Origin of the sequence: Serinicoccus sediminis, from assembly GCF_004153545.1 — a bacterium.
Taxonomy (GTDB): domain Bacteria; phylum Actinomycetota; class Actinomycetes; order Actinomycetales; family Dermatophilaceae; genus Ornithinicoccus; species Ornithinicoccus sediminis_A.
This window is the reverse complement of sequence record NZ_SDVA01000018.1, coordinates 1-25,890: the sequence shown is the minus strand read 5'-3', so window position 1 is coordinate 25,890 and position 25,890 is coordinate 1. Positions and strand designations below refer to the sequence as shown.

Genomic DNA, 25,890 nt, shown 5'->3' with positions numbered 1-25,890 from the left:
GGTGGCCGGGCGGGAGGGCGGGACACCGGAGCGACCGGCGCGGTTCTTCGACGGCCCGGAGGACTTCCGAGCCTGGCTGGAGGAGCACCACGCGACCGCCGACGAGCTCTGGATGGGTCTGCACAAGAAGCACGTGCAGCCACAGGGACTGACGTGGGCCGAGGCGGTGCCGGAGGCGCTGTGCTTCGGGTGGATCGACTCGGTGAGCCAGCGCATCGACGACGACAGCCGCCGGCAGCGCTGGACGCCGCGCCGGCGCGGCAGCATCTGGAGCGCGGTCAACGTCGCGCACGTCGAGCGGTTGCTCGCCGAGGGACGGATGCACCCTGCCGGCATCGCGGCCTTCGAGGCGCGGACCGCCGAGCGCACCGCCGTCTACTCCTTCGAGCGGCCCCCGGACGCCTTCGACGCCGCGCAGGAGCAGTCGCTGCGGGCCAGCCCTGCGGCGTGGGCCTTCTGGGAGGCCGCCACGCCGAGCTACCGCAGGACGGTGACCGGATGGGTGACCAGCGCGAAGCGCGAGGCCACCCGGGCGAGCCGGATGCAGCAGCTCCTCGAGGACTGCGCGGCCGGCCGGCTCGTTCCGCCGCAGCGGTACGGCAGCACTCCCGCCTGGCTCGCGCGGGCCGCCACCGCGGCCGAGCAGGCGACGGAGGGGCCGACGACGGACCGGCCGGCGACGGACCGGCAGGCGTCGGACGCACAGGACCGGCAGGGACCGTGAGCCCGCGTCGCTGGACACCGGACGACGTCGCCCGGATGCGGCTGCTCTCGCAACGCCTGGTCGAGCCGCTCGCGACGCCCGGGGACGTCGTGCGTCACCTCACCTGCGTCCAGGGGCAGGACCTCCCCGGTTCGACCGCCTCGATCGCGCTGCGCACCCGGTCGCGACGACTGTCCGAGGTGCGGGCCGCCTACGACGCCGGTGAGGTGGTGCGCAGCTGGCCGATGCGGGGCACGCTGTTCGTCGTCCCGGCCGAGGACCTCGGGTGGATGCTGGACCTCACCTCGACCAAGGTCCTGCGCGAGACCACGCGCCGCCGCGAGCAGCTGGGTCTGGACGACGCGGCCCTCACCCGGGCCGAGGAGGTCGCCCGGTCCGTGCTGACCGGGCCCGGGCTCACCCGTACCGCGCTGCTGGCGGCCTGGGAGGAGGCGGGGCACCGCACCGACCCCGGCCGTGGCTACCACTCCATCTTCCACCTCGCGGTGCGGGGCGTGCTGTGCCTCGGGCCGACAGAGGGTCGCGAGCAGCGCTTCGTCCTCCGCGAGGAGTGGATCACCTCCTCGCGCAGGCCCGAGCCCGAGGCTGCCGTCCTCGAGTGGTTCGTCCGCTACGTCTCCAGCCACGGCCCGGTGCCGGCCGCCGACTTCCTCTGGTGGACCAAGCTGCTCCGGCGCGACCTCGCGCCGGTGCTGGAGATCGCGCGGGCCCGGCTCGAGGTCGTCGACGTCGACGGGGTCGAGCACTGGGTCGATCCCGTCGTGGTGGAGAGGTATGCCGGGGCACGGCGGGCGACCTCGGCCCCACTGCTGCTCCCGGGCTTCGACGAGCTGGTGCTGGGCTACGGCAACCGCCGCGCCGTTCTCAGCCGGGACGAGGAGGCGGCCGTCGTCCCGGGCGGCAACGGGGTGTTCCGGCCGACCGTCGTGCGGGCGGGCAGGGCGGTGGGCACCTGGCGTCGGCCCGCCCGGGCCGGTGAGCCCGTGGTGGTCGAGCCCTTCGGCGACGCCCTGCCCGGGCCGGTCGACCGCGCCCTGCCCCGATTGACCAGGGACCTGCCGGCCTGACCACCACGGCGCAGCCGTGCGTCGAGGTCGCCGCCGGGGCTCCCAGCCGACGGCACGGGTCGTCGCCTACGTCCCTATGCGCTCGGCGAGGATGGCGACGCCGGGGCCGGTGACGTCGGCGAGGAACGCCTCGCGACCGGCCAGCACCATGGTGAGCGCCACCGTGGCACCGGCGACCTCGGGGCCGCTGCCGACGTCCAGGTCGCTGTCGTCGGCCCGGATCCGTAGACCGGCGGCCGTGGTGCGGCTGGGCACGGTGAAGTCCCGCGAGACGAAGAAGCGCGCCACCAGCTCCGCCCGCTCCGGCGGTGTCGCGCCCGGCAGCCCGAGCGGGCGGAGGATGTCCTGGCCGTGGACGACGACCTCCCCCAGCCACGCCGGCGTGTGCCCGGAGGCAGCCGTGGTGCTCGTGACGACCTCCCGGAAACCGGCCAGCGTGTCCTGCGGCGTGGCGCCGAGGTGCTCCTCGAGACGGCGCTGGTTGTGCAGGTCGAAGTCCAGGCGGGCGCCCAGCACGCTGAGCAGCCATCGCGCCCGCCCGACGCTGGCGGCCGCCGTCAGGTGGGCCACCACCTCGCGCACGCCCCACCGGCCGCACAGGCTCGGTGCCTCCCACTGCTCGGGGGTGAGCTCGTCGAGCCGGGCGGCGAGCGCGGCCCGTTCCGCGTGGACCGCCGCCCAGAGGTCCTTCGTCGTCGGGTCGGACACCGGCATACCTCCTCGGTCGTCGACCAGTCTGCGACAGCGCTCGCGCCCGGTGCTGGCCCGACACGCGTCCGGTGCCGCCGGAACACGCGTCCTGTGCGGCCGGAACACGCGTCCTGTGAGGTGGGGTGACGGGAGGGGGCACGCGCGAGGTGGGGGGAGGGGGGACGCGCGAGGTGGCGCGAGGTGGCGGGAGGGGCTAACCGGTGGCCTGCGCGTCCTGCTCCTCACGCAGGACCAGGCGCAGCCGCTCCAGGTCGCGGCGCATGGCGCGCTTCATGCCGAGGGTGACCGCGCCGGAGGCCAGGGTGGTCATCGCCGACGGCCGACCGGCGTTGCGGACGCTCATGCCCGTGCGGGGCCGGCCCGTCCCGCCCGGTTCCTCGTCCCACCAGGTGTAGGTCGTCTCCATCGGGAACGGCCCGTCCTCGGTGCGCATGACCATCCGCTCCTGCGGCACCAGGTCGACGATGACGTAGGTGTAGGCCAGCTGCCGCCCGAGGAAGCGGGCCACGAAGTCGATACGGGCCCCCTCGACCACCTCGGCCGGCCCCCGCCAGCGGACCGACCGGATGTTGGCGTACCACCGCATCGCCTGGTCCGGGTCGCCCGAGACCGCCGCCACGAGCGCTCGTGGCGCGTCGAAGATCGTGGCCACGGTGACGTCCATGAGGTCAATCTAGACCTCGCCGCCGCGGACCTGCGCCGCCCGCCCGGGCAGCCCCCGGTCGGCGCGGATCAGGCCTCGTCACGCCCCAGCAGGTCGTGCCGGACGATGACCTCGTCGCGCCCGGGCCCGATGCCGATGACCGAGATGCGCGTGCCGATGAGCTCCTCGAGACGCTCGACGTAGCGCTGCGCCGCCTCCGGGAGGTCGGCGAACTCGCGAGCCCCGGTGATGTCCTCGCTCCAGCCGGGCAGTTCCTCGTAGACCGGCCGGGCGTGGTGGACGTCGGACTGGTTGACCGGCATCTCCTCGACGCGCTCCCCCTGCACGTCGTAGGCGACGCAGACGGGGATGGTGTCCAGCCCGGTGAGGACGTCGAGCTTGGTGAGCACGAGGTCGGTGAGGCCGTTGACCCGCCGGGCGTAGCGCCCGATGACGACGTCCGCCCAGCCGCACCGCCGCGGCCGGCCCGTCGTCGTGCCGAACTCCGCGCCCACGGTGCGCAGGTGCTCGCCGTGCTCGTCCTCCAGCTCGGTGGGGAAGGGACCCTCGCCGACCCGGGTCGTGTAGGCCTTGAACACCCCGACCACCCGGTCGATGCGGGTGGGCGGCACCCCGGACCCAGTGCAGGCGCCACCGGCCGTGGCGTTGGAGGAGGTCACGAAGGGGTAGGTGCCGTGGTCGACGTCGAGCAGCGTGGCCTGCCCGGCCTCGAAGAGCACGGTCCGCCCCTGGTCGAGCGCCTGCCCCAGCTCCAGGACCGTGTCGGTCACCATCGGGCGGATGCGCTCCGCGTGCCGCAGCAGCTCGTCCATCACCTCGTCGACCTCGACCGCGCGGCGGTTGTAGATCTTGAGCAGCATCTGGTTCTTGGTCTCCAGGGCCGCCTCGACCTTCTGCCGCAGGATCGACTCGTCGTACAGGTCCTGCACCCGGATGCCGACCCGGCTCATCTTGTCGGCGTAGGTGGGGCCGATGCCGCGTCCGGTCGTGCCGATCCGCCGCTTGCCGAGGAAGCGCTCGGTCACCTTGTCGAGGACCCGGTTGTAGGGCGGTATGACGTGGGCGCTCGCGCTGATGCGCAGCAGCGAGGTGTCGATGCCCCGCGCCTCCAGCCCGTCCAGCTCCTCGATGAGGACGCCGAGGTCGACGACGACACCGTTGCCGATGACCGGGGTGCACCCGGGCGAGAGGATGCCGCTGGGCAGCAGGTGCAGGGCGTACTTCTGGTCACCGATGACGACCGTGTGCCCGGCGTTGTTGCCCCCGTTGAACTTCACGACGTAGTCGATCTCGGAGCCCAGCAGGTCGGTCGCCTTGCCCTTTCCCTCGTCACCCCACTGGGTGCCGACCAGGACGATCGCTGGCATGGCTGGACGCCTTCCTCTCGGGGCTGCGGACGCCTCACCCTATCGGCGTCCGGGCCCGGGGCGGACCACGCGTCAGCCGAGGAGCCCGCGGCGGCTGACGGCGGCCCCCAGCTGGAAGCGGGTGTCCGCCCCGTGCTCGTCCATCAGCCCCGCGATGCGGCGGCGCACGGTGCGCAGCCCCAGGCCCAGCTGGCGGGCGATCGCCTCGTCCTTGAAACCCAGGGACAGCAGCTCGAGCAGCTTGACGTCCTGCGCCGAGGCGTCCCGGGACAGCACCGGCTCGGCCCGCCGCCACAGCTCGTCGAAGAGCGCGACGAAGGCGTCGATGACGACCGGCGACCGCAGCAGGAGGTGGTCGGGGTCCTCGCCGGCCTCCCGCAGCAGCACCCCGGACCTGCCGAAGATGCTGAACTCCACGGTCATCGCCTCGTCGGCCAGGTAGCGCTGCTGCTCACCGGACCCGGCGCGCCGCTGGGCGACCGGACGCCACCGCGGGTCGGCCAGCACCGACAGCGGGAGGATGGACCGCAGGTCACGTCGACCGCTCGTCGCCCCCTCGCGGTGCTGACGCACCAGGTCCTCGTCCGACGGACCCACCCGGGTGGTCGCCTGCAGGATGGCTCCGCGCGAGGTCCTGGACAGGTGCTCGACGACGGCCGCGACCTCCGAGGGCGCCACCTGCTCCCACGGCGGCACCCGGGGTCCGGAGAGCTGCAGCCCGCGACGGTAGTCGGACTCGAAGCTCTCCAGGGACTCCCGCAGGTCGAGCAGCCGGCGCCGGCGCTCGTCCAGGTCGGTCTCCTCAGCGTCGAGCAGGCGCCCGACGCCGGCCCGGGGGTCGTCCGCCTCCACCGCCCCGTCCACGACGCGACGGGCGAGCCGCAGCCGCTCGAGGTCGCCCATGACACATTGGGCCTGCTGGATCCTCCAGCCGAGGGCCTCGGCGTGCTCGGGCAGGGTGGCCGCCGGCGAGCGCAGGACGTGGCGGTAGAGCTGCTCGGCCTCCGGCGAGAGACCCACCCCTGACGGTTGAGCATTCACCTGTGGCAGGTTACGGCCACTGGCACCGTTGGGCCAGCCCGCATCCCCATCTCGTGCTTGGATGTCCTGGTCGGACCGCACGTCAGGGGACGCGATCGCTCCGACTCATGGGGAGCGGGCGGCACCCGGGGAGGTCACGGACCCGGGCGCCGCCCGCAACCAGGGGTTCAGCAGCCGAGCTCGCGGGCCGCAGTGGCCGACGAGGCGCGCAGGAACTCCGTGCACCGGTGCTGCTCCTCGGTCTCCCCGATCCGTCCCGCCGCCGCGGCCAGCGCGCCCAAGGCGCGCAGGAAGCCCTGGTTGGGCTCGTGCTCCCACGGCACCGGACCCTGGCCGCGCCATCCGGCCCGGCGCAGCTGGTCCAGCCCGCGGTGGTAACCGGTCCGCGCGAAGGCGTAGGCCGACACGTCGTCCCCCTCGTGCAGGGCGTCCTCGGCGAGCATCGCCCAGGCCAGGCACGAGGAGGGGTATGCCGCCGCCACCGTCCGCGGGTCGCCCTCGGCCAGCGCCCGCGCGGCCGGGTCCTCGGGCAGCTCGGTCGGCGGGATGCCGAGCAGGTCGGAGGACCCCAGCCCCGCGGTCACCGGTGGGTCCCGGCGGAGCGCAGGTGCTCGCAGGCCTCGACGACGCGGGCCGACATCGCCGTCTCGGCGACCTTGCCCCACGAGCGCGGGTCGTACTGCTTCTTGTTGCCGACCTCGCCGTCCACCTTGAGCACGCCGTCGTAGTTGCTGAGCATGAAGCCGGCGACCGGGCGGGTGAAGGCGTACTGGGTGTCGGTGTCGATGTTCATCTTGACCACGCCGTAGTCGACGGCGTCGGAGATCTCCTGCGCGCTGGACCCGGAGCCACCGTGGAAGACCAGGTCGAACGGGCGGCTCTCGGCGTCCCGGCCGAGGGCCTTGGCCGCCGCCTCCTGGGCGGTCTGCAGGATCTCCGGGCGCAGCTTGACGTTGCCCGGCTTGTAGACGCCGTGCACGTTGCCGAAGGTCAGGGCCGCCAGGAAGCGACCCTGGTCACCGGTGCCGAGCGCCTCGATCGTGGCCACCGCGTCCTCCGGGGTGGTGTAGAGCTGGTCGTTGATCTCGTTGGCGACGCCGTCCTCCTCGCCGCCGACAACACCGATCTCGACCTCGAGGATGATCTTGGCCTGGCGGCACTGCTCGAGCAGCTCCTCGGCGATCTGCAGGTTCTCGTCCAGCGGCACCGCGGAGCCGTCCCACATGTGCGACTGGAAGTAGGGCAGCCCGCCCTCCTTCACCCGCTCGACGGACGCGGCGAGCAGCGGCCGGACGAAGCCGTCGAGCTTGTCCTTGGGGCAGTGGTCGGTGTGCAGCGCGATGTTGACGTCGTACTTCTTCGCGACCTCGTGGGCGAAGGCGCTGAACGCCATCGCGCCGGTCACCATGTCCTTGACCCCCTGGCCGGACCAGTACTCCGCACCACCGGTCGAGACCTGGATGATGCCGTCCGACCCGGCGTCCGCGAACCCCTTGATGGCGGCGTTGAAAGTCTGGCTGCTGCTGACGTTGATGGCCGGGTACGCGAAGTTGCCGGCCTTGGCCCGGTCGATCATGTCGGCGTAGACCTCGGGGGTGGCGATGGGCATGGTGGTCCTCCTCGGGACGCGGTGACGTCAGGTCGTCACCCATGCTTCCACAGCGGCGGCACGCTCTCCTCTAGGGTTGCGGTATGACTGGCGCGTTCACCGACTACCCGACCACGCCGACCATCTACGACGAGACGGTGACCACCGACGGCGGCGTCAGACCCGGCTACGAGCAGATCTCCACGCAGTTCGACACCTTCGGCCTCGAGGACGTCCGCAACCGTGGGGAGTACGTCAGCAAGAGCTACCACGACCAGGGCGTCACCTTCGACTTCGAGGGCGAGGAACGACCCTTCCCGCTGGACATCGTCCCCCGGGTCATCGAGGCGGACACCTGGTCGCACGTGGAGGCGGGGGTGGCCCAGCGGGTGACGGCCCTCGAGGCCTTCCTGGCCGACATCTACGGCCCGATGCAGATCATCACGGACAAGGTGATCCCCCGCCACATCGTGACCAGCAGCAGCCACTACCACCGGGTGGCCTTCGACATCCAGCCCGGCAACGGGGTGCGGGTGCACGTCTCGGGCATCGACCTCATCCGCGACGACGCCGGTGAGTTCCGGGTGCTCGAGGACAACGTGCGCATCCCCAGCGGGGTGTCCTACGTCCTCACCAACCGCCGGGCCATGACCTCGACCCTGCCCGAGGTGGTCGGGACCCACCGCATCCGGCCGGTCGCGGCATACCCCAGCCGTCTGCTCCGCGCGCTGCGGGCCGCGGCACCCTCCGGCATCACCGACCCCGAGGTCGTCGTGCTCACCCCGGGCCCCTACAACTCGGCCTACTTCGAGCACTCGCTGCTCGCCCGGCTCATGGGCTGCCGGCTCGTCGAGGGCCGCGACCTGGTCACCCAGGGCGGGCGCGTCATGATGCGCACCACCCACGGGCTGCAGCCGGTGCACGTCATCTACCGCCGGGTCGACGACGACTTCCTCGACCCGGTCGCCTTCCGCAACGACTCGGTGCTCGGCTGCCCGGGCGTCCTGAACGCGGCCCGCGCGGGCAACGTCACCATCGCCAACGCCGTCGGCAACGGCGTCGCCGACGACAAGCTCATGTACTCCTACGTGCCCGACATCATCCGGTACTACCTGGGCGAGGAGCCGATCCTGCCCAACGTCGACACCTGGCGTCTCGAGGACCCGACCCACCGCGAGGAGGTCATGGACCGGCTCGACGAGCTCGTGCTCAAGCCGGTCGACGGCTCCGGCGGCAAGGGCATCGTCATCGGCCCACAGGCGAGCAAGGCCGAGCTGGACCAGCTGCGCGAGACCGTCACCGCGGCCCCGCGCGGCTGGATCGCGCAGCCGGTCGTGCAGCTGTCCACGGTGCCGACGATGGTCGAGGACGGGCTGCGCCCGCGGCACGTCGACCTCCGGCCGTTCGCCATCAACGACGGCGAGAAGGTGTGGGTCCTGCCCGGCGGGCTCACCCGGGTCGCGCTGGGAGAGGGCGAGCTCATCGTCAACTCCAGCCGCGGCGGCGGCTCCAAGGACACCTGGGTGCTCTCCGGGGACGGCCGGCGCACCCGGGTCGAGCCCCGCGCCCAGCGCCAGGTGCAGATCGGGACCGCCCCGCAGGTGGCGCTCAAGCGCTCCGAGGCCGAACCCGCCGAGCAGGAGCAGCAGCAGCAACAGTCCGCCGCCGACGAAGGAGGCCCCCGGTGCTGAGCCGCATCGCCGAGTCGCTCTTCTGGATCGGCCGCTACCTGGAGCGCGCCGAGGACACCTCGCGCCTGCTCGATGTGCACCTCACCCTCCTGCTCGAGGACCCGGTCGTGGACGAGGAGGCCACCAGCGAGGTGCTGCTGCGGGTCATGGGCATCGACGGCGAGGCCAGCCCGGACCATCAGACGGTGCTGCAGCTCCTGGGCTGGGACGAGACCTCCCTCACCTCGATGGTGGCCGCGTTCTACGGCGCCCGGGAGAGCGCGCGCCGCTCCCGGGAGACGGTCTCGCTGGAGATGTGGGAGGCGGTCAACACCACGTGGAACATGATGCGCGGCAACCGCCTGCAGCACGTGCCGGCGCACCGGGCCTGCCAGCTGGTGCGCGAGCGCTGCGCCGTCGTCGGGGGCATCGCGGACACGACGATGACCCACGACGAGGGCTGGCAGTACATGATGCTGGGGCGCCAGCTCGAGCGGGTCGACATGACGTCGCGGATCATCGAGTCGGCCGCCTACAACGCCGACAGCCCGTATGCCTGGACGCAGACCCTGCGCGCCTGCGGGGCGCACCACGCGTTCATCCGCACCTACCGCGGTGCCGCCACCGACGCCCAGGCGGCGGAGTTCCTGCTGCTGGACCGCCTGTTCCCGCGCTCGGTGCTGGTGTCCCTGCAGGCCGCCGAGGAGGCGCTGGCGGCCCTGGAGGCCACCACCGGTGGCCGCCGCACCGGACTGACCGGTGAGGCGCTGCGGGCGCTGGGCCGCGCCCGCGCTGAGCTCGAGTTCGGATCCCTGGAGGAGACCATGGCCCACCTGCCCGAACGGATGAGCCGCCTGCAGCGCACCTGCAGCGCGGTCAACGACGCCGTGTCCGACCACTACTTCGACGGCGCCGGGGCGTCCGTCTGGCGGGCGGGGGTGCGCTGATGCTGCTGCGTGTCGTGCACCGCACCGGCTACGAGTACGCCGGCATGGCTTCGCACTCCTTCAACGAGGCCCGGATGTCGCCGCGGTCGACGCTGCACCAGGCGGTGCTGCATACCAAGGTCGACATCTCGCCCACGGCGTGGACCAACACCTACACCGACTACTGGGGCACCACGGTCACCCAGTTCGAGGTGCACGAGCCGCACCCGCGGATGGCGGTCACCGCCTCGGCCACGGTCGACGTGCAGCGCCCCGAGGTCACCGGGCACGGTCTGAGCTGGGAGGAGGTGCGCGACCCCGAGGTCTTCGACGACCTCAGCGAGTACCTCCTCACCTCCCCCATGGTCGAGCCGCCCGCCGAGCTCAAGGCCAGGGTCGAGGAGATCGCCGGCCGCAGCCGGACCCCCGGCGACTGCGCCCGCGAGGTCGTGGAGCTCATCCACGACGAGATGGAGTACGTCTCCGGGTCGACCGGCGTGCACACCCGCGCGTCGGAGGCGTGGGCGAACCGCTCCGGCGTCTGCCAGGACATGTCGAACCTCACCATCGGCTGCCTGCGCTCGGTGGGCATCCCCGCCTGCTACGTCAGCGGCTACCTGCTGCCCGCGCGCGAGCCCGAGATCGGCACCCCCTACACCGGGGAGTCGCACGCGTGGGTGCGCTGGTGGGACGGGGAGTGGGTTGGCATGGACCCGACCAACGCCATCCAGCCGGGCGGGCGGCACGTCGAGGTGGCCCGCGGCCGGGAGTACGGCGACGTGCCGCCGCTGCGCGGGATCTACACCGGCACCAAGAGCAGCTCGATGTTCGTCGAGGTCGAGCTCACCGCGCTGCGGTCCTGACCTGACGGCAAACCGTCCGACCCGTGGACCCCCACGGGTCGGACGGCCGGGCCCGTGCGGTCAGCCGATCGCGACGGTGCTCCGGTGGTCGTCCTCGGGCAGGTCGCCGTCGGCGACCGCGCTGACCTCCAGGGTGCCGAAGCTCAGGCCGCCGGAGTGGACGGTGAGGAAGGACGTCTCGCTGGCGTCGGCGCCGCTGCTGATCCGCACGAGCGAGGGCCGCGGGGCGAGGCGGGTGGGGTCGACCACGACCCAGCGGTCCTCCACCGCCGCCTCGACGACCGCGTGGAAGTCCATCGGCGAGAGCCCGGGCGCGTAGCACGCGACGAGCCGGGCCGGTATGCCGCGGGCCCGGAGCAGCGCGAGCGTCAGGTGCGCGAAGTCGCGGCAGACGCCACGCCGGGCGAGGTAGGTGTCGCTCGCCCCGTCGGTCACGGTGGACGAGCCGACGACGTAGCGGATGTGCTCGTGCACCCAGTCGGCCACGTCCAGCACCCCCTGCTCGCCGACGACCTCGCCGACCTCGGCCCGGGCCACCGACTCCAGCCGGTCCAGGTCGACGTACCGGCTCGGGCGGACGTAGCGGATGCGCTCGAGCGGGCTGACCCCCGGGCTGGCGCCGCCACCGGCGGCCGTCACGGCGTAGCTGATCCGCAGCTCGCCGGGCTGCACGTCGCGGATCATGTGCCACCGGGTGCCCGACACCTCGTCCAGCACGTCCTGCACCTCGACGTCCTGGCCGTCGAGGGTCACGGAGAAGGTCTCGTCCTGGCGGTCGACGTGCTCGGCGACGGTCACCCCCAGGGTGGCCTCGACCGGGGACGTCACGGTGGCGGTCAGGTCGGCGGTGAGGTGTCGGTGCATGCGCTCATGGTCTCAGGTCGGCCGCGTGCTGCAGCGCCCAGTGGTACATGACGATCGCCGCGGCCGCGCCCGCGTTGAGCGACCGGGTGGAGCCGTGCTGGGTGATCGCCAGCACGTCCACGCAGCCGCGGACCGCCTCGGCGCTCAGCCCCGGGCCCTCCTGCCCGAGCAGGAGCACGCAGTCCCGGGGCACGGCATACCGCTCCAGGGGCACCGAGCCCGGCACGTTGTCCACACCCAGGACCGGCAGCCCCGCCCCGTCCGCCCAGCGGAGCAGGGCGGCGACGTCCGGGTGGTGGTGCTCGTGCAGGTAGCGGTCGGTGACCATCGCCCCGCGCCGGTTCCAGCGGCGGCGGCCCACGATGTGGACCGCGGCGGCGTTGAAGGCGTTCGCGGTGCGGACGACCGAGCCGATGTTGAAGTCGTGGCCCCAGTTCTCGATCGCGACGTGGAACCCGTGCCGGCGGGTGTCGAGGTCGGCCACCACCGCCTCGTGACGCCAGTAGCGGTAGCGGTCCAGGACGTTGCGGCGGTCGCCACCGGCGAGGAGCTCGGGGTCGAGGTGCGCCGGCAGGTCGCCCGACTCGAGGGCCGGCCACGGGCCCTCCCACGGACCGACCCCCACGGGGGCCTCGGGCGGCTCGCTCATCTGCAGCATTGTCGCACCGCGGCGTCGGTCTGCCGTGGCCGACCTGGGGGTTTCGCACTACGGTGGGGGTCGGTCGCGGGCACCAGCCCGCCACGTACCCGACTTGCGGCCGCACCGGGCCGCCGAACGGAGGGACCACGATGGACACCACCACCTGGATCCTGCTGATCCTGCTGCTGCTCCTCGTCGGCATCGTCATCTTCTGGCTGCTGCGGCGCCCGGGCGGCGACGGCGACGCGGCCCTCGACGCCCGCGACCACGACGAGCTGGGGGCCCGGGAGGGCCAGGGCGCCGGCGCCGTCGACACCCGGGACGGCAGCACCGACGCCGACGTGCCGATGGCGGACCCGGTGACGGGGCAGACCGGGCCGGCCCCGACGGCCGAGCCGGTGGGCGGCACCGAGGTCCACCGGGCTTCCGACGAGGACGGCACGGCGGGGACCGACGAGGGGTACGGCACCACCGGCACCGACGAGGGGTACGGCACCACCGGCACCGACGAGGGGTATGCCGGGCCGGCGGTCGAGTCCCGCTACGACGAGCGGCCCGAGGGCACGACGGGCGGCGCGGAGGTCGACCGGGAGGACGAGGGCCACCAGCAGACCTTCGCCCCGGTGGTCGACGAGCGGGACGGCAGCCTCGAGCAGCCGTCCGAGCACGGGGTGGACGAGCGGCGGGACGACGGCTGGGGCGACACCGCCGCCGAGGACCGCATGGTGGGCGAGGACGAGGTGGTGCAGCCTGAGGACGAGGTGGCCCGGCGCCACGACGAGGCTCCCGAGTTCACGGACCCCGCGGGCGCCCAGGACCCGGCTGGCGAGCCGCTGACCGCCGACGAGGTCCTGGCCTCGCAGGGCCACGTCACGACCGAGGACCAGACCGTCGGCGACGAGGCATACCGCGGCGACCTCTCCCCCGGTGACGACGCCTCCCACGACGACGACCAGGACCGCCAGGACGACCGCGTCGCCGGAGCCTCCGCCGCCGGTGCGGTGGGCGCGGCCGGCGCCGCGGGCGCGCTGGAGGACGAGAGTCGTGGCGACATGTGGGACACGCCCGACACCGCCCCCACCGACGCCTCCGTGACCGAGGAGCGCCAGGACGCCCGGTGGGACACCCCGGACACGGCCAGCACCGAGGGGGCGGCCGGCGACGGCACCGCGGGCGGGTCCTGGGGCACGCCCGACACGGCATACACCGACGTCCCTCCCGCCGAGGAGACTCAGGGCGGCGCCTGGGGTACGCCTGACACCGCCACCACCGAGGCCTCCGTCAGCGAGGACGCGCAGAGCGAGGGTTGGGACACCCCCGACACCGCACCCACCGACGTCCCTCCCGCTCCCGCCGAGGGGACGCCGGGCGGGGGCTGGGACACCCCCGACACCGCCACCACCGAGGCCTCCGTGGTCGACGAGCGCCACGACGACGCCTGGGTGGCCCCGGACACCAGCACCGGCGCTCCGGTCACCGAGAGCCCCGTCACCGCGGACGAGCGCCACGACGAGCACCGCGTCGAGGACACCTCCGAGACGTCGGCCGCCGCGGCGCCGGTGACGGGGAGCCCGGTCGCCGATGAGCACCCGGCCGCCCAGACGGAGTCCCCGGTGTTCGCCGAGTCCATCTACGGCGCCGGCTCCGCCGAGCCGCTGGAGGACGGGTCCGGCCCGTCGGGATGGACGATCAAGGGCAACACCGGGTCGATGCTGTTCCACACGCCCCAGTCGCCCAGCTACGACGGCGTGCGTGCGGAGGTCTGGTTCGAGAGCGAGGACGCGGCCCGCGCCGCCGGCTTCGCCCACTGGGACCGCCGCCAGCGCTGAGCGACGAGGCCTGGGCCTCGCGGGCGGGTCAGCCCGCGAGGCCCAGGTCGTCCAGCGCGTAGGCGGCGCGGTACGCGATGCCCTGCTCCTCGATGCGTTCCCGCGCCCCGCTGTCCCGGTCGACGATGACCGCGACCGCGACCACCTCGGCCCCCGCCTCGCGGACCGCCTCCACAGCGGTGAGCGGGGAGGTCCCGGTGGTGGAGGTGTCCTCGACGACGACGACGCGACGACCGGAGAGCGCCGGGCCCTCGATCCGTTGCTGCAGACCGTGGGCCTTCTCGCTCTTGCGGACGACGAAGGCGTCCAGCGGGTGCCCCTCCCGTCTCGCGGCCGCGTGCAGCATCGCCGCGGCGACCGGGTCCGCCCCCATCGTCAGCCCCCCGACGGCGTCGACCTCCAGGTCGTCGACGAGGTCGAGCATGACCTCGCCCACCAGCGGCGCGGCCTCGCCGTGCAGGGTGACGCGACGCAGGTCGACGTAGTAGTCGGCCTCCGCCCCGGAGGACAACCGCACCCTGCCGTGCACCACGGCCAGGTCGGTGATGTGACGGAGCAGACGGTCGCGAGAGGTCATGGCGCCCACCCTAGCCAGCGTCTCGGCGTCCGCCCCCGCGCGCGGGGAGGAGGCCGGGCGGCCGTGACCCGGCCGGTCAGGGGTGCGGGGCGCGCACGGCCAGCAGCACCAGCGCCGCGGTCCACCCCAGCGGCGCCACGGCGGCGGGGTCACCGTCGTGCAGCACCTTCTCCGGCAGCGCCCCCGCGTCCGTCCGGTGGGCTGCCAGCCAGTCCAGCCACCGGGCCGCTTCCTGCGGGTGCCCGTTGTGCGCCGCCGCGACGGCCTGCAGCGCCGTCTGCGGCGTCCAGGACACGCCGTCGTTGCGCCACCCGGCGCCCGGCGCCATGCCGCCGGCCGGCCGCAGCTGGGCCTGCTGCCCCCGCAGCCGCGCCGTGTCCGCCCCCCGCACCGGCTCGTCCAGGAAGGGCGGCAGCAGCAGCGTCACCGCGGCGTCCGGACGCCCACCGGCGTGCCGGGGGAACCGCGGCCCGAACTCCTCGACGATGCGGGACCGCAGGTCCTCGGCCGCCGGTGCCAGCCGGCGCGGGTCGACACCGGCCTGCGCCCACGCCGTCCCGGCGACCAGTCCCTGGGCGTGCAGGCCGGCCGCCGCCTCCAGGCCCATGAGGCTGGTGGCGGCGACGGCGAGGGTCAGCTCGTCCTCCGGGCGCTCCCAGTAGTCCGGCGAGGGCCGCGGCAGCCCGGTCTGCGGGTCGAGCCGGGCGAGCAGCCGCGCGGACGACCGGACCACCAGCGGGGTGAGCAGCTCGGCCACCTGCTGCCCCTCGGCGGCCGGCTCGGCACCGGCCCCGAGCCCGGACCCGGCGTCGCCCCCGGTCTCGGGCGGCGGCATACCCTCCTCGACCAGCGCGGCGGCCGCCCACAGCGCCCAGCCCGGCCCGTCCTCCTGCGGCTCCCGGTCGTCCGGGACGCCCCCGTCGCCCCCGGGCAGGTAGCGCGCCTGCATCGAGCCGTCGCCGGCCTGCAGCTCCTGCAGCAGGAGCAGGGTGCGCAGCGCGTCCTGCTGGTGCCCGGTGCGCGCGAACGCGACCGCGACGCAGGCGGCGTCGCGCGGCCAGACGTAGCGCCAGGCGGGGGACGGACCGGCGAGCACCGCGCCGGGCGCCGCGCCCGTGGGCGCGGTGAGGGTGTGCAGGTCGGCCAGGGCCGCGCGCACCATCGCCGCGCGCGGGTCGCTCGCCCCGGGCACCCAGCCGGAGGCGAGCCACGCCTGGCGCGACGCCTCGCGGGCGGCGAGGACGGACACCTCGAGGGGCACCGTGGCGGGGTCCGAGGACAGCGGGAGCCACCCGTCCGCCGAGCGCCCGGGGGCCACCTCGACCAGACGGCCCCACGCGTCGCGGGTCGCCGTCTCCTGGTGCAGGGGCACCTGCCGGTGGCTGCCCTGCCAGACCAGGGCGCCGCTGCTGACGAGCAGCACCGCGAGCGCCGCGGCCAGCCGGCTGCGCCGGCTCATCCCCGGGTGTCGCGGGGCCGCCGACGGGCGGCGAGGGAGCCGGCGACGGACCGGGTGAGCCGGCGCGGCGCCACCCGCAGGACACCGACCAGGGACCGGTAGGTCACCGACGGCACCGAGACGACCGTGCCCCGCGCGACGTCCTCGAGGGCGGTGCGCACGACGTCGCCCGCGTCGAGCCAGAGGGCGTCCGGGAGCCGCGACATGTTCATCTCGGCCCGGTCGTGGAACTCGGTGTGCACGAAACCGGGGCACAGCGCCGTCACCGTGACCCCGTGCGGGGCCAGCTCGGTCGCCAGCGCCTCGGAGAAGACGGTGACGTAGGACTTGATCGCCGAGTAGTGGCCCATCACCGCGAAGGACGCCACCGACGAGACGTTGAGGATGGCCCCGCGCCGGCGCTCCCGCATGGCCCCACCGGCGGCGTGCGAGAGCACCATGACGGCCCGCACCATGAGGTCGAGGGCCGCCTCCTCCTCGGCGAGATCGCCACGGACGAAGCCGCGTCGGCTCCCGAAGCCGGCGTTGTTGACGACCAGGTCCACCGGTCGGTCACGGTCGGCGACCCGGTCGGCGACCCGCCCGAGGGCCGCGCGGTCGGACAGGTCGGCCGGCAGGACCTCCACGCCCACGCCGTGCCGGGCGATGAGCTCGTCCGCGAGCGCGGTCAGCCGCCCCTCGTCCCGCGCCACCAGCACGAGGTCGTGGCCGCGGCGCGCGAGCTGCGCCGCGAACTCCCGTCCCAGTCCGGCGGAGGCCCCGGTCACCAGCGCTGTTCCCATGGCAGCAGGGTATGCCGGACCGTCCGGGACGGCGCGACGGCCGGTGGCACCCCCGCCGTCGGGTCGGTCGAGGTCGGCCGGTGGCACCCCCGCCGTCGGGTCGGTCGAGGTCGGCGGGTGGCCCGGACCGGCTAGAGGCGATCGCGGAGCCAGTCGAGGTCGGCGAGGTGCTCGTCGGCGCCGCCCGGGGTCTCCACCAGGGCGGGCGCCCCGGCGGCCCGGACGACGTCGGCGAGCTCGTCCGGCGGCACGTGGCCGGCGCCGAGGTTCGCGTGCCGGTCGGCGCCGGAGCCCGCGGCGTCCCGCGAGTCGTTGACGTGGACCAGGTCGATGCGTCCGGTGATGGCGCGCACCCGGTCGACGGCGTCACCCAGCTCGATGCCACCGGCCCAGGCGTGGCAGGTGTCCAGGCAGAAGCCGACGTGCTCGGCCCCCTCGGCCGCACCGACCGCGTCCCAGACGCGGGCGATGCGGTCCAGGTGGCGGGCCATGGCGTTGTCGCCGCCGGCGGTGTTCTCGATGAGGACCGGGGTGTCCCCGAAGGTCAGCGACTCGACGGCCTTGCGCCAGTTGTCGAAGCCCTTCTCCGGGTCGTCCTTGGCGTTGACGTGACCGCCGTGCACGATGAGGCCCTTGGCGCCGATCTGGGTGGCCGCGTCGAGGTGCTGCTGCAGCAGCTTGCGGGACGGGATGCGGATGCGGTTGTTGAGCGTGGCGACGTTGATGATGTACGGCGCGTGGACGTAGAGGTCGACCCCCGCCTCCTCGGCGTCGGCGCGCAGCGCGTCGGCCCCACCGGCATACCGGATCTCCGGCCCCTGGTAGCCCTGCGGGTCCCCCAGGAAGAACTGCACCAGCGGCGCCCGCCGCGCCCGCGCCTCGGCGATCGGGTCGGTCTGCTCGACGTGTGCTCCCAGGGCCGGCGCGCTCATACCCGCCATCGTAGGCACGGCACCGGACGCGCGGTCAGGCCCCACCGGACCACCGCGTCGTCCGGAGCACACGTCCTGTGTCGACGGAGGACGCGTCCGGTGTCGACGGAGGACGCGTCCTGTGCGGGCGGCGGGCGGCGTGGGGTGGCCTAGGGTGGCGGCATGGCCGAGTTCTGGTTCGACGTGCTGGTGCCGGGCCCGCCCGCCCAGGTGTGGGAGCGGCTGTGGGACCTCGACCGGCACACCGCCGCGATCCCCCTGACCACGACCGTCGGCGAGCCGCTCGGTCCGGGCGCCGGCTTCGTCGCCCGGACCCGCCTCGGCCCGGTCCACGTCGACGACGAGATGGTCGTGCGGCTCTGGGAGCCCTACGACCGGGCCGTCATCGAGAAGGTCGGCCGCCCCCTCACCGGCCGCATCGACGTCACCCTGCGCCCCGCGGGCGCCGACACCCGGATCCGCTGGGAGCAGACGTATGCCGTGGCCGGGGTGCCCGGCGCCGTCGCGGCGCTGGCGTCCCCGGCCGTGCGCGCGGCATACCTGCGTGCCGTGCGTCAGATCACGCGACCCTGATCAGGAGTCCGCGCCCTCCGTCTGCTCCTCGTGGTCGTGACCCTCGTGGTCGTGCTCCTCGCCCTCACCCTCGTGGTCGTGACCCTCGTCCTCGTGGTCCTCGTCCTCGTGCTGATGCTCGTGGGCGTGCTCCGGCTCGACGTCCCCGGTGACGCCCGAGAGCTCGTTGGGCTCGTGCGGCACGGTGGCCGAGTCGATGACGTCCATCGAGGCCAGGTCGACGATGTGGATCTCGCTCGTGGAGGGCTCGGACACGTAGGCGAACTGGCCCATGACGAAGAGCGTCGGCCGCGGGTCCTGCCACTCCATCGGCTCCTCCCACTCCTGCACGACCGGGATCTCCTCGGTGATCTCGCCGCTGTCCGGGTCGATGACGTGGAGCTGGCCGTCGGTGCCGAGGACGAGGGCCTCACCCTGCGGGCCGCGGCCCAGCGAGCGGAAGCTGTAGGACGTGCCCAGCTCGACGAGCTGCATCTGCGCGGTCTCGGTGTCGATGAGGCTGACCCGCTCCGGGCGCTCCAGCTCGGCGTCCTCGTCCACCTTGTAGTCGCCCAGGACGACGTGCGACTCCTCCGAGCCGGCGACGTTGCCCGTCCGGGCGTACTCGTCGGGGGCCTCGACCTTCGAGAAGCTGCCGTCGGCGAAGATCACCGGGCCGTCCTCGCAGCCGAGCACGACGGCCTCGCCCTCCGCGACGGTCTCGCCGTGCACCCCCGGGCACTCGTCCGTGGTGGCGATCTGCTCGCCGTCGGGTCCGGTGACCATGGCGCCGGTGCGCTCGTCCTCGGTGCCGACGGTCTGCAGCAGCGACCCGTCCTCGAGGTGCACCGCGACGCCGTGGTGGGGCTCGTCCACCTCGATCGACCCGGTGACCGGGAGCTCGCTCGCCGTGGCGTCCAGCTCGGCGGGGTCCAGGATGTCGATCCGACCGGCGCCGTCGAAGTAGAGGGCGGTCGTGCCGCCGTGCCGGACCACGTGGCCGGGGTGGGAACCGTCGGCGGTCAGGTCGGTGAGCCGCGGCTCGGTGGTGTAGCTGTGGTCGTGGTTGCCGTGCGGCTCGCTCCACGTCCCGGCGTCCAGGAGCCGGAAGGCGTCGCCGTCGGTGAGGAACAGGTGGCGCCCGTCACCGGCCGGGTTGAGCCGGGTGAAGCCCTCGGCCTCCATCTCCCCCACCACCTCGAGCGACAGGGCGTCGAGCACCATGACGCCGCCGTCGTAGGTGACCCCCAGCCGCGGGCTCGGGCCGCCGGCCTCGATGGTCGGGGCCGCCTCGGACTCACCTTCGGAGCCGTCTCCCGACTCCTCCTCGGAGGTCGTCTCGCTGGAGTCCGCGGACCTGTCGGACTCGGTGTCCCCGGTGCTGGCGGCGTCGGCCTCCTGCTCCGCGCTCCCCGCACCGGACGTCGTGGACCCCGTGGCACACCCCACGAGCAGGAGCGAGGCGGCCACGGTCAGGGGCAGAAGTCTTGTATGCATGTGGGAATCATTATCAATATCGGCGTGCAGGTCAAGTCGTCGCCCCGCGGGGTGCGGGGCGTCGTGCGGCGACCGCGACCGGCCCCGTCCGTTACCGAGAGCGGTGTCAGCCACCCCAGACGGACGTGGCGCCGGTGTGCCCGGCGAGCGTGACGGCGACGACCGCCCAGACCGCGGCCACGGCGGCCAGCACCCCGAGGGCCGTCCCGACCCACCCCGGCCACCGGCCCGCCCAGCGCGAGCGCCCCCACGGCGAGGTGGCCACCCAGTGCAGCACGCTGAGGACGGCGAGGATGATCCCGGCCACCCCGGTGCGGACGCCCCACGCCCCGTGCTCCTCCAGGATCTGGCTGCTGCCGACCGACTGCAGCAGGATCTCGCCGAAGCTCTGCGTCACCCGGGCGACGACGGCCGCGACGACGGCGAGCAGCGGCATACCCCAGCCCAGCCAGCGGCGGAAGCGCGGCAGCACGACGACCAGCAGCTGGGCGCCGGCCGCGAGCAGCAGGAGCACGATCGCGAAGTGGACGAGCAGGGGGTGGACCGGTAGACCCAGCATGACGACCTCCCGGGGCGGGTAGATGAAGACTCAACTGTTTCCCTCGTGGCTGGGATCCGCCTGTGAGCCAGCAGCGGGACACCTGGGGTCGGCGGGGCACGTAGGGTGCCCGTGTGCGTATCGCGACGTGGAACTGCAACAGCATCCGGACCAGGGTGGACCGTGCGGTCGACTTCCTGGACCGGCACGACGTCGACGTCCTCGCGCTGCAGGAGACCAAGTGCCGCGACGACCAGTTCCCGCTGCTGCCGTTCGAGCAGGCCGGGTACGAGGTCGCGCACGTCGGCCTGAACCAGTGGAACGGGGTGGCCATCGTCAGCCGGGTGGGGCTGGCCGACGTCGTCACGTCCTTCCCCGGCCAGCCCGCGTGGGCACCGGAGGGCGCCGAGCCCGCGGTCGAGGCCCGGGCGCTGGGGGCGACCTGCGGCGGGGTGCGGGTGTGGAGCCTCTACGTGCCCAACGGCCGGTCCCTGCAGGACCCCCACCTGGACTACAAGCTGCGCTGGCTCGAGGCGCTGCGGGACGCGGGCCAGGCGTGGCTCGAGCAGGACGCGGGGGCACCGGTCGCCCTCATGGGCGACTGGAACATCGCCCCCACCGACGACGACGTCTGGTCGGTGGAGTACTACGAGGGCAAGACGCACACCAGCCCGGCGGAGCGCGACGCCTTCGACGCGGTCGTCCGGGCGGGGTATGCCGACGTCACCCGCGAGCACACGCCCGGCCCGGGGACCTTCACCTACTGGGACTACACGCAGCTGGCCTTCCCCAAGCGGCGCGGCATGCGCATCGACTTCTGCCTCGGCTCGCCCGCCCTCGCGCAGCGGGTCGAGGGCGCCTTCATCGACCGCGAGGAGCGCAAGGGCAAGGGCGCCTCGGACCACGCCCCCGTCGTCGTGGACCTGGCCGACCGCCGAGCCTCTGACCGCTGAGCTCCCGACCGCCGGGTCCCGGCGTCAGCGGGGCGGGCGCGGCCGAGCCCGGGCCAGCGGCACGGTGAGCAGGCAGAGGAGGGCGGCGAGCGCCATACCCGGTCCGAAGCCGGAGGCCACCGCCACCCCGCCGACGACGAGCGAGCCGGTGGCGGTGCCGGTGTCGAAGCCGGCGTTCCACACCGCGCTGGCCGCGCCCACCCGACGGGGCCCGGCCGCCTCGAAGGCGCGCAGCATCGTCAGGGTCTGCAGGGTGCCGTAGCAGACCCCGACGAGGGCGCAGACGAGGATCCAGGGGAGCGCGCGGGAGGTGTCCACGGGGGTGCGGACCACCCACGCGAAGGAGCCCAGCACCAGCACGGTGACGAGCACCGCGGGCACGAGCAGCCGCTGCGCGCCGGTGCGGTCGGCGAGCCCGCCCACCTGCCACCGGGTCACGGCGGAGAGCAGCCCGACGGCGAAGAGCCCGGCTGCCGACAGCCAGGGCACCTCCACCATCTGCGGGGCGAAGGTGATGACGGCGCCCCCGGCGAAGGTGATGGCCAGCAGGACGAGCGTGGGCCGCAGCAGCGCCAGGGAGGTGGCCCGCGGCGTGCCCGGCTCGGCCACCTCGGTGTGGCCGGCGTCGTGCGTGGAGCGGTGGGGAAGGTGCCGTGCCACCGCGAGACAGGCGGGGATGCCGGCCAGAGGCAGCGCGCCGACGGCGAAGACCGGCCAGAAACCGACCGACTCGGCGACCCAGCCCCCCACCGGCATGACGACGACCAGCGGCAGGGACAGCGCGAAGGAGTAGGCCCCCACCGCCGCACCCCGCCGCGCCGGCTCGACGAGCAGCACCGCGGCGGCGTTGGCCGCCACCGTGAGGATGCCGAACCCCACCCCGCGGACCGCGGACAGGGCCAGGACCGGCCCGAGGTCGGCCGTGAGCAGGTGCAGCAGCGAGGGCACCCCGAGGAACACCATGCCGAGGGAGAGCACGAGGGCCCACCCCGCCCGGCGGACGGCCCACGGCACGGCGAACTGCGTGGCCACCGTGGTGCCGAGGAGCACGAAGTTGACCAGACCGGCCCCGGCGCTGTCCGCCCCGCCCGCGACCGCCCACAGCGGGGCGACCGGGAGCAGCGAGGCATACCCCGTGAACCCGGCGGTCGCGAGCAGCGCGAGCGCCAGCATGCCCGGGCTGGACCACACCGAGCCCCGGGGCGAGGTCAGGGCACCGGACGGTCCGAGGGGGGCGCCGCTCACCCCTGGGCAGCCTTGGCGGCGGCCTTCTTCTCCCTCTTGTAGGCCCGCACCTGCTGCAGCGAGTCGGCCCCCGTGACGTCCGCGATCGACATGTGCACGCCCTCCCGGCCGTAGTCGCCGGCCGCCTCGCGCCAGCCCTCCGCGCGCAGGCCCCGCTGCTTGCCCAGGAGCGCGAGGAAGATGCGGGCCTTCTGGTCACCGAAGCCGGGCAGCGCCTTGAGCCGCTTGAGCACCTCCCGGCCGTCCGGGTCGCCGTCGGTCCAGATCGCCGCGGTGTCGCCGTCGTAGTCGCGGACGACGGCGGTCGCGAGGTCGTGCACCCGCTGGCCCATCGACCTCGGGAAGCGGTGCACCGAGGGCGGGGTGGCGCACAGCGCGACGAACTCCTCGGGGTCGGTGTCCGCGATGGCCCGCGGGTCGACCGAGCCGAGCCGCTCGACGATCTTGCGGGGCCCGTCGAAGGCCACCTCCATGGGGATCTGCTGGTCCAGCAGCATGCCGGTCAGCAGGGCGAACGGGTGCTCGGTCAGGATGCGGTCGGCCTCGGCCTCGCCGACCAGGTGCAGGGTGCCGGTCATGCCGTCAGCCTAGGACCTCCCGCGGCGGAGCGGGCGGGGCAGCACCCGCGCACCCCACGACCACCCCGTCCCGCGCTCGGTGCCGGGGGGCGCCCTCCCGTCTCCTACCCTGGACCCCATGACTGTCGTGGCCGCCGCGGACGGATCCGCTCTCGAAAACCCTGGTCCGGCGGGCTGGGGGTGGTACGTCGACGCCGACCGCTGGGCCAGCGGCGGGTGGCGGCACGGCACCAACAACATGGGCGAGCTCACCGCGGTGCTGGACCTGCTGCAGCAGACCGCCGACCTCGACGACGACCTGCTGGTCCTGTGCGACTCGCAGTACGCCATCAAGTCCATCACCCAGTGGATGCCCGGGTGGAAGCGCCGCGGCTGGAAGAAGGGGGACGGCAAGCCGGTCGCCAACGTCGAGATCATCAAGGCGCTGGACGCCGCGATGCGCCCCAACGTGCGCTTCCAGTGGGTCAAGGGTCATGCCGGGCACGCGCTCAACGAGCAGGCCGACCGGCTGGCCAACGCCGCCGCCCAGGCGTATGCCGCGGGGCGCGAACCGAGCAGCGGCCCCGGCTTCGTGGTCGGGTCGGCGCCGACGGAGCACGCCTTCGAGGTCGGGGGCACGCGGCCGCAGGCGGACCTGTTCTCGCTGGGCGACGACGCTGTGGACGGGCCGGTCGGCGACGCTGTCGACGGGCCGCGGGGCGGGTCCGGCGACGAGCCGGCCGACGAGGACGAGGTGGTGGCGCTGGAGCGCTCGCTGCTCACCAGCGAGGTGCGCTCCGACCCCGCGGCCGTCGCGGCGCTGCTGCACCCGGCCTGGCAGGAGATCGGCCGCTCGGGCCGCCGGTGGAGCCGCGCGGAGATGCTCGAGGAGATCGCGCCGCTGGCCGACCGGGTGGAGCTCGAGGTGGTCGACGTGCAGCGCCTCTCGCGCGACCACGTGCTGCTGGTGTGGCGCGGCGTCGGGGCTGGGACCAGCACGGTGCGCAGCTCGCTGTGGCAACGCTCCGGGCAGCGGTGGCAGCAGCGCTTCCACCAGGGCACCCCGGAGGAGTAGGCCTCCCGCCCGTCAGCCCCGCTCACGCCCCGCCGGCCGCCAGCCCAGGGCGAGGGCGACCACCGCGGCGAGGGCCGCGGCATACCCCGCGCCGGTGAGGACGGTCTGCACCTGGACGACCGCGGCGTCGAGCAGCGCGTCGGTGTCGGTCGGGTCGGGCAGCGATCCGACCTCGAGCTGGAAGCGGCGCAGGCCCAGCGAGGTGAGCAGGGCGAGACCGACCACCATGCCGACCATGCGGGCGACGACCACGAGCGAGCTCACCGTGCCGTGGCCGTCCTGCCGGGCGTCGGCCAGCGCGGCGTCGTTGACCGGTGCGATGGCGAGGCCGACACCGAAGCCGGCACCGACCAGCGCGAGGGTGGTGGCGACCAGCTCGTCGAGCGAGGCCCGCTCCCAGCGCGCCATGGCGAAGATCGACACCGCGGCCAGGGCCAGGCCGGGCGCCGCGACCACCGCCGGGCCGACCCGGCGCAGCAGCCACCCGCCGAGCAGCGCCCCGACCGGCACCGCGACGAGGAACCGGACGAGGACCAGCGCCGCGTCGGTCTCGTCGGTGCCCTGGGTGAGACGCGACAGCAGCGGCACGTCCACGACGACCGCGACGAGGGACGCGCCGACGAGCAGGCTCACGACGAGGGCCGGCCAGACGCGGCGCCGCACGACACCGGCGGGGATGAGCGGGTTCGCCGCGAGGCGCTGCCGCAGGAGGAACGCCACCGTGGACGCGGCGCCGAGCGGCAGCAGCCACACCCCCCACGGGCCCAGCACCTCCTCCTCGGGGTCGGCCGTCGAGAAGGTCAGGACCAGCGACCCGAGCGCCACCGCGACGAAGGTGGCGCCGAGGAGGTCGGCGCGCAGCAGCAGCGGCAACCACCGGGGCGAGGTGACCAGCAGCAGGAGCAGGGTGACCACGGCCGCGGTCGCGCCGACCGGCGTCGCGACCCGGGACCCGGACGCCGGGTCGAACGGCACGAACGGCACCCCCAGCTCGATCGAGGTGGTCAGCGCCTCGGGCGCCCACAGGGTCAGCGTCCAGAGCGCGGACGCCAGCACCGCCAGCAGGTATGCCGTGCCCGTCACCCACCATCTGCGACGCCCGGACGCCCCAGGGGCAACCATGCGCGACGCTCGGTCGGGGCGGGGGGCAACCATGCGCGACGCCCGGTCGGGGGCGGGCGCCGCGGGGCGCAGGAGGGCGACGCCGAGGAGGGCGAGCAGCCCGAGGGCGACGTTGAGCCAGAAGATCTCCCGCCACCCGGCCACGGCGAGGACGAGCGCGCCGAGCAGCGGCCCCAGCACCGACCCCAGCTCCTGGACCGCTCCGACGACGCCGAGGGGCATGCCGCGGCGCCCGGGCGGCCACAGGTCGGCCACCAGCGCGAGGGTGGCCGGCACCAGCCCTCCCCCGCCCAGCCCCTGCAGGAAGCGGCCGCCCACCATGACCGGCAGCTCGACGGCGGCAGCGGTCACCGCGGAGCCGATGACGAAGACGACGAGGCACCAGAGGAGGATGCGGCGCCGGTCCACGAGGTCGGACACCCGCCCGATGAGCGGGAGCACGGCGATGTAGCCGAGCAGGAAGCCGGAGATGATCGGGGTCCCCCGCTGCAGCGACTCGATCCCGACGCCGACGCCGGCCATCATGTCGGTCAGCGCCAGGACGACGACGTAGGTGTCCGCCGCGGCCAGGGCCACCGCGAGCGCCGCGACGGCCAGCAGCGCCCGGGCGCCGCGCGCGGGCCTGGCGGCCGGGCGGGTGCTGGCCT

General features: G+C 74.2%; 26 protein-coding genes. 9 read left to right on the top strand and 17 right to left on the bottom strand.

What is annotated here, in order from left to right; translation table 11 throughout:
* Nucleotide 1: 1 nt before the first annotated feature.
* Nucleotides 2–724: a YdeI/OmpD-associated family protein gene (locus EUS26_RS14290; protein ID WP_202865161.1), complete on the top strand. Its 723-nt coding sequence runs from the start codon at nt 2–4 to the stop codon at nt 722–724.
* Nucleotides 721–1,791, top strand: coding sequence for a winged helix DNA-binding domain-containing protein (locus EUS26_RS14285; RefSeq protein WP_130014503.1), 1,071 nt, complete (start codon nt 721–723; stop codon nt 1,789–1,791). The genes EUS26_RS14290 and EUS26_RS14285 overlap by 4 nt, the downstream gene beginning before the upstream one ends.
* Nucleotides 1,792–1,857: 66 nt before the next feature.
* Here the strand turns inward: EUS26_RS14285 and EUS26_RS14280 are convergent, their stop codons facing one another.
* From EUS26_RS14280 to fbaA, 6 genes are all read right to left on the bottom strand, one after another.
* Entirely contained in the window at nt 1,858–2,505 is a 648-nt protein-coding gene (locus tag EUS26_RS14280) for a maleylpyruvate isomerase family mycothiol-dependent enzyme (protein WP_202865160.1), read from the bottom strand.
* Between the two features lie 190 nt (nt 2,506–2,695).
* A complete protein-coding gene (locus EUS26_RS14275) occupies nt 2,696–3,166 on the bottom strand; it encodes an SRPBCC family protein (RefSeq protein WP_130014501.1) in 471 nt (156 codons plus the stop codon).
* Nucleotides 3,167–3,234: 68 nt separating this feature from the next.
* A complete protein-coding gene (locus EUS26_RS14270) occupies nt 3,235–4,533 on the bottom strand; it encodes an adenylosuccinate synthase (protein WP_130014500.1) in 1,299 nt (432 codons plus the stop codon).
* Between the two features lie 72 nt (nt 4,534–4,605).
* A complete protein-coding gene (locus tag EUS26_RS14265; protein WP_130014499.1) occupies nt 4,606–5,574 on the bottom strand; it encodes a helix-turn-helix domain-containing protein in 969 nt (322 codons plus the stop codon).
* 167 nt (nt 5,575–5,741) lie between these two features.
* Entirely contained in the window at nt 5,742–6,158 is a 417-nt protein-coding gene (locus tag EUS26_RS14260) for a DUF3151 domain-containing protein (protein ID WP_130014498.1), read from the bottom strand.
* Nucleotides 6,155–7,183 carry a class II fructose-bisphosphate aldolase gene (gene fbaA / locus EUS26_RS14255; protein WP_130014497.1) on the bottom strand — a complete coding sequence of 343 codons (1,029 nt, stop codon included), beginning with the start codon at nt 7,181–7,183 and terminating at the stop codon, nt 6,155–6,157. Before fbaA ends, EUS26_RS14260 begins: the two co-directional genes overlap by 4 nt.
* Before the next feature lie 83 nt (nt 7,184–7,266).
* On the opposite strand from fbaA, the gene EUS26_RS14250 reads away from it, so the two are divergent.
* Genes EUS26_RS14250 through EUS26_RS14240 form a run of 3 tightly spaced genes read left to right on the top strand, consistent with a single transcriptional unit; the run spans nt 7,267 to nt 10,621 of the window.
* Entirely contained in the window at nt 7,267–8,853 is a 1,587-nt protein-coding gene (locus tag EUS26_RS14250) for a circularly permuted type 2 ATP-grasp protein (RefSeq protein WP_130014496.1), read from the top strand.
* Nucleotides 8,847–9,779: an alpha-E domain-containing protein gene (locus tag EUS26_RS14245; protein WP_130014495.1), complete on the top strand. Its 933-nt coding sequence runs from the start codon at nt 8,847–8,849 to the stop codon at nt 9,777–9,779. Before EUS26_RS14250 ends, EUS26_RS14245 begins: the two co-directional genes overlap by 7 nt.
* Complete coding sequence (locus EUS26_RS14240) at nt 9,779–10,621, top strand: transglutaminase family protein (RefSeq protein ID WP_130014494.1); 843 nt, start codon at nt 9,779–9,781, stop codon at nt 10,619–10,621. The genes EUS26_RS14245 and EUS26_RS14240 overlap by 1 nt, the downstream gene beginning before the upstream one ends.
* Nucleotides 10,622–10,681: 60 nt before the next feature.
* Here the strand turns inward: EUS26_RS14240 and EUS26_RS14235 are convergent, their stop codons facing one another.
* The gene (locus EUS26_RS14235; protein ID WP_130014493.1) at nt 10,682–11,485 is read right to left on the bottom strand and encodes a transglutaminase-like domain-containing protein; all 804 of its coding nucleotides are present in this window, start codon (nt 11,483–11,485) and stop codon (nt 10,682–10,684) included.
* 4 nt (nt 11,486–11,489) lie between these two features.
* The gene (locus tag EUS26_RS14230) at nt 11,490–12,134 is read right to left on the bottom strand and encodes a TrmH family RNA methyltransferase (RefSeq protein ID WP_130014492.1); all 645 of its coding nucleotides are present in this window, start codon (nt 12,132–12,134) and stop codon (nt 11,490–11,492) included.
* 140 nt (nt 12,135–12,274) lie between these two features.
* Here EUS26_RS14230 and EUS26_RS14225 point away from each other — a divergent pair, with 140 nt between their 5' ends.
* Entirely contained in the window at nt 12,275–13,954 is a 1,680-nt protein-coding gene (locus EUS26_RS14225; protein WP_130014491.1) for a sunset domain-containing protein, read from the top strand.
* A gap of 28 nt (nt 13,955–13,982) precedes the next feature.
* Here the strand turns inward: EUS26_RS14225 and pyrE are convergent, their stop codons facing one another.
* The 4 genes from pyrE to EUS26_RS14205 form a co-directional block, all read right to left on the bottom strand.
* Nucleotides 13,983–14,531 (bottom strand): orotate phosphoribosyltransferase, encoded by a 549-nt coding sequence (pyrE, locus tag EUS26_RS14220; RefSeq protein ID WP_130014490.1) that lies wholly within the window; start codon nt 14,529–14,531, stop codon nt 13,983–13,985.
* A 76-nt stretch (nt 14,532–14,607) separates the two neighbouring features.
* Nucleotides 14,608–15,990, bottom strand: a complete 1,383-nt coding sequence (locus EUS26_RS14215; RefSeq protein ID WP_130014489.1) for a glycoside hydrolase family 15 protein — start codon at nt 15,988–15,990, stop codon at nt 14,608–14,610.
* On the bottom strand, nt 15,987–16,772 hold the full coding sequence (locus tag EUS26_RS14210; protein ID WP_130014488.1) for an SDR family NAD(P)-dependent oxidoreductase: 786 nt from the start codon (nt 16,770–16,772) through the stop codon (nt 15,987–15,989). The genes EUS26_RS14215 and EUS26_RS14210 overlap by 4 nt, the downstream gene beginning before the upstream one ends.
* Before the next feature lie 131 nt (nt 16,773–16,903).
* Nucleotides 16,904–17,704: a deoxyribonuclease IV gene (locus tag EUS26_RS14205; protein WP_130014487.1), complete on the bottom strand. Its 801-nt coding sequence runs from the start codon at nt 17,702–17,704 to the stop codon at nt 16,904–16,906.
* A gap of 162 nt (nt 17,705–17,866) precedes the next feature.
* Between EUS26_RS14205 and EUS26_RS14200 the strand changes: the two genes are divergently transcribed.
* Nucleotides 17,867–18,277, top strand: coding sequence for an SRPBCC family protein (locus tag EUS26_RS14200; RefSeq protein ID WP_130014486.1), 411 nt, complete (start codon nt 17,867–17,869; stop codon nt 18,275–18,277).
* On the opposite strand, the gene aztD is transcribed toward EUS26_RS14200, so the two are convergent.
* Complete coding sequence (gene aztD / locus EUS26_RS14195) at nt 18,278–19,753, bottom strand: zinc metallochaperone AztD (protein WP_130014485.1); 1,476 nt, start codon at nt 19,751–19,753, stop codon at nt 18,278–18,280. It lies immediately after the preceding gene.
* A 106-nt stretch (nt 19,754–19,859) separates the two neighbouring features.
* Nucleotides 19,860–20,312 (bottom strand): DUF2231 domain-containing protein, encoded by a 453-nt coding sequence (locus tag EUS26_RS14190; RefSeq protein WP_130014484.1) that lies wholly within the window; start codon nt 20,310–20,312, stop codon nt 19,860–19,862.
* Nucleotides 20,313–20,425: 113 nt separating this feature from the next.
* On the opposite strand from EUS26_RS14190, the gene EUS26_RS14185 reads away from it, so the two are divergent.
* Complete coding sequence (locus tag EUS26_RS14185; RefSeq protein WP_130014483.1) at nt 20,426–21,244, top strand: exodeoxyribonuclease III; 819 nt, start codon at nt 20,426–20,428, stop codon at nt 21,242–21,244.
* Between the two features lie 24 nt (nt 21,245–21,268).
* On the opposite strand, the gene EUS26_RS14180 is transcribed toward EUS26_RS14185, so the two are convergent.
* On the bottom strand, nt 21,269–22,489 hold the full coding sequence (locus EUS26_RS14180; RefSeq protein ID WP_238148998.1) for an MFS transporter: 1,221 nt from the start codon (nt 22,487–22,489) through the stop codon (nt 21,269–21,271).
* Nucleotides 22,486–23,067 (bottom strand): HhH-GPD-type base excision DNA repair protein, encoded by a 582-nt coding sequence (locus EUS26_RS14175; RefSeq protein ID WP_130014482.1) that lies wholly within the window; start codon nt 23,065–23,067, stop codon nt 22,486–22,488. Before EUS26_RS14175 ends, EUS26_RS14180 begins: the two co-directional genes overlap by 4 nt.
* 118 nt (nt 23,068–23,185) lie before the next feature.
* Between EUS26_RS14175 and EUS26_RS14170 the strand changes: the two genes are divergently transcribed.
* Entirely contained in the window at nt 23,186–24,121 is a 936-nt protein-coding gene (locus EUS26_RS14170) for a ribonuclease HI family protein (protein WP_130014481.1), read from the top strand.
* A 12-nt stretch (nt 24,122–24,133) separates the two neighbouring features.
* Here the strand turns inward: EUS26_RS14170 and EUS26_RS14165 are convergent.
* On the bottom strand, nt 24,134–25,890 hold a 1,757-nt coding region (locus tag EUS26_RS14165), incomplete at its 5' end, for an MFS transporter (RefSeq protein WP_337590223.1).

Excerpts from the sequence above, each read along its gene's own strand:
- EUS26_RS14280 (WP_202865160.1), bottom strand. The coding sequence starts at position 2,505 with ATGCCGGTGTCCGACCCGACGACGAAGGACCTCTGGGCGGCGGTCCAC.
- EUS26_RS14275 (WP_130014501.1), bottom strand. The coding sequence starts at position 3,166 with ATGGACGTCACCGTGGCCACGATCTTCGACGCGCCACGAGCGCTCGTG.
- EUS26_RS14270 (WP_130014500.1), bottom strand. The coding sequence starts at position 4,533 with ATGCCAGCGATCGTCCTGGTCGGCACCCAGTGGGGTGACGAGGGAAAG.
- fbaA (WP_130014497.1), bottom strand. The coding sequence starts at position 7,183 with ATGCCCATCGCCACCCCCGAGGTCTACGCCGACATGATCGACCGGGCC.
- EUS26_RS14250 (WP_130014496.1), top strand. The coding sequence starts at position 7,267 with ATGACTGGCGCGTTCACCGACTACCCGACCACGCCGACCATCTACGAC.
- EUS26_RS14240 (WP_130014494.1), top strand. The coding sequence starts at position 9,779 with ATGCTGCTGCGTGTCGTGCACCGCACCGGCTACGAGTACGCCGGCATG.
- EUS26_RS14235 (WP_130014493.1), bottom strand. The coding sequence starts at position 11,485 with ATGCACCGACACCTCACCGCCGACCTGACCGCCACCGTGACGTCCCCG.
- EUS26_RS14230 (WP_130014492.1), bottom strand. The coding sequence starts at position 12,134 with ATGAGCGAGCCGCCCGAGGCCCCCGTGGGGGTCGGTCCGTGGGAGGGC.
- EUS26_RS14225 (WP_130014491.1), top strand. The coding sequence starts at position 12,275 with ATGGACACCACCACCTGGATCCTGCTGATCCTGCTGCTGCTCCTCGTC.
- pyrE (WP_130014490.1), bottom strand. The coding sequence starts at position 14,531 with ATGACCTCTCGCGACCGTCTGCTCCGTCACATCACCGACCTGGCCGTG.
- EUS26_RS14215 (WP_130014489.1), bottom strand. The coding sequence starts at position 15,990 with ATGAGCCGGCGCAGCCGGCTGGCCGCGGCGCTCGCGGTGCTGCTCGTC.
- EUS26_RS14210 (WP_130014488.1), bottom strand. The coding sequence starts at position 16,772 with ATGGGAACAGCGCTGGTGACCGGGGCCTCCGCCGGACTGGGACGGGAG.
- EUS26_RS14205 (WP_130014487.1), bottom strand. The coding sequence starts at position 17,704 with ATGAGCGCGCCGGCCCTGGGAGCACACGTCGAGCAGACCGACCCGATC.
- EUS26_RS14200 (WP_130014486.1), top strand. The coding sequence starts at position 17,867 with ATGGCCGAGTTCTGGTTCGACGTGCTGGTGCCGGGCCCGCCCGCCCAG.
- aztD (WP_130014485.1), bottom strand. The coding sequence starts at position 19,753 with ATGCATACAAGACTTCTGCCCCTGACCGTGGCCGCCTCGCTCCTGCTC.
- EUS26_RS14190 (WP_130014484.1), bottom strand. The coding sequence starts at position 20,312 with ATGCTGGGTCTACCGGTCCACCCCCTGCTCGTCCACTTCGCGATCGTG.
- EUS26_RS14175 (WP_130014482.1), bottom strand. The coding sequence starts at position 23,067 with ATGACCGGCACCCTGCACCTGGTCGGCGAGGCCGAGGCCGACCGCATC.
- EUS26_RS14170 (WP_130014481.1), top strand. The coding sequence starts at position 23,186 with ATGACTGTCGTGGCCGCCGCGGACGGATCCGCTCTCGAAAACCCTGGT.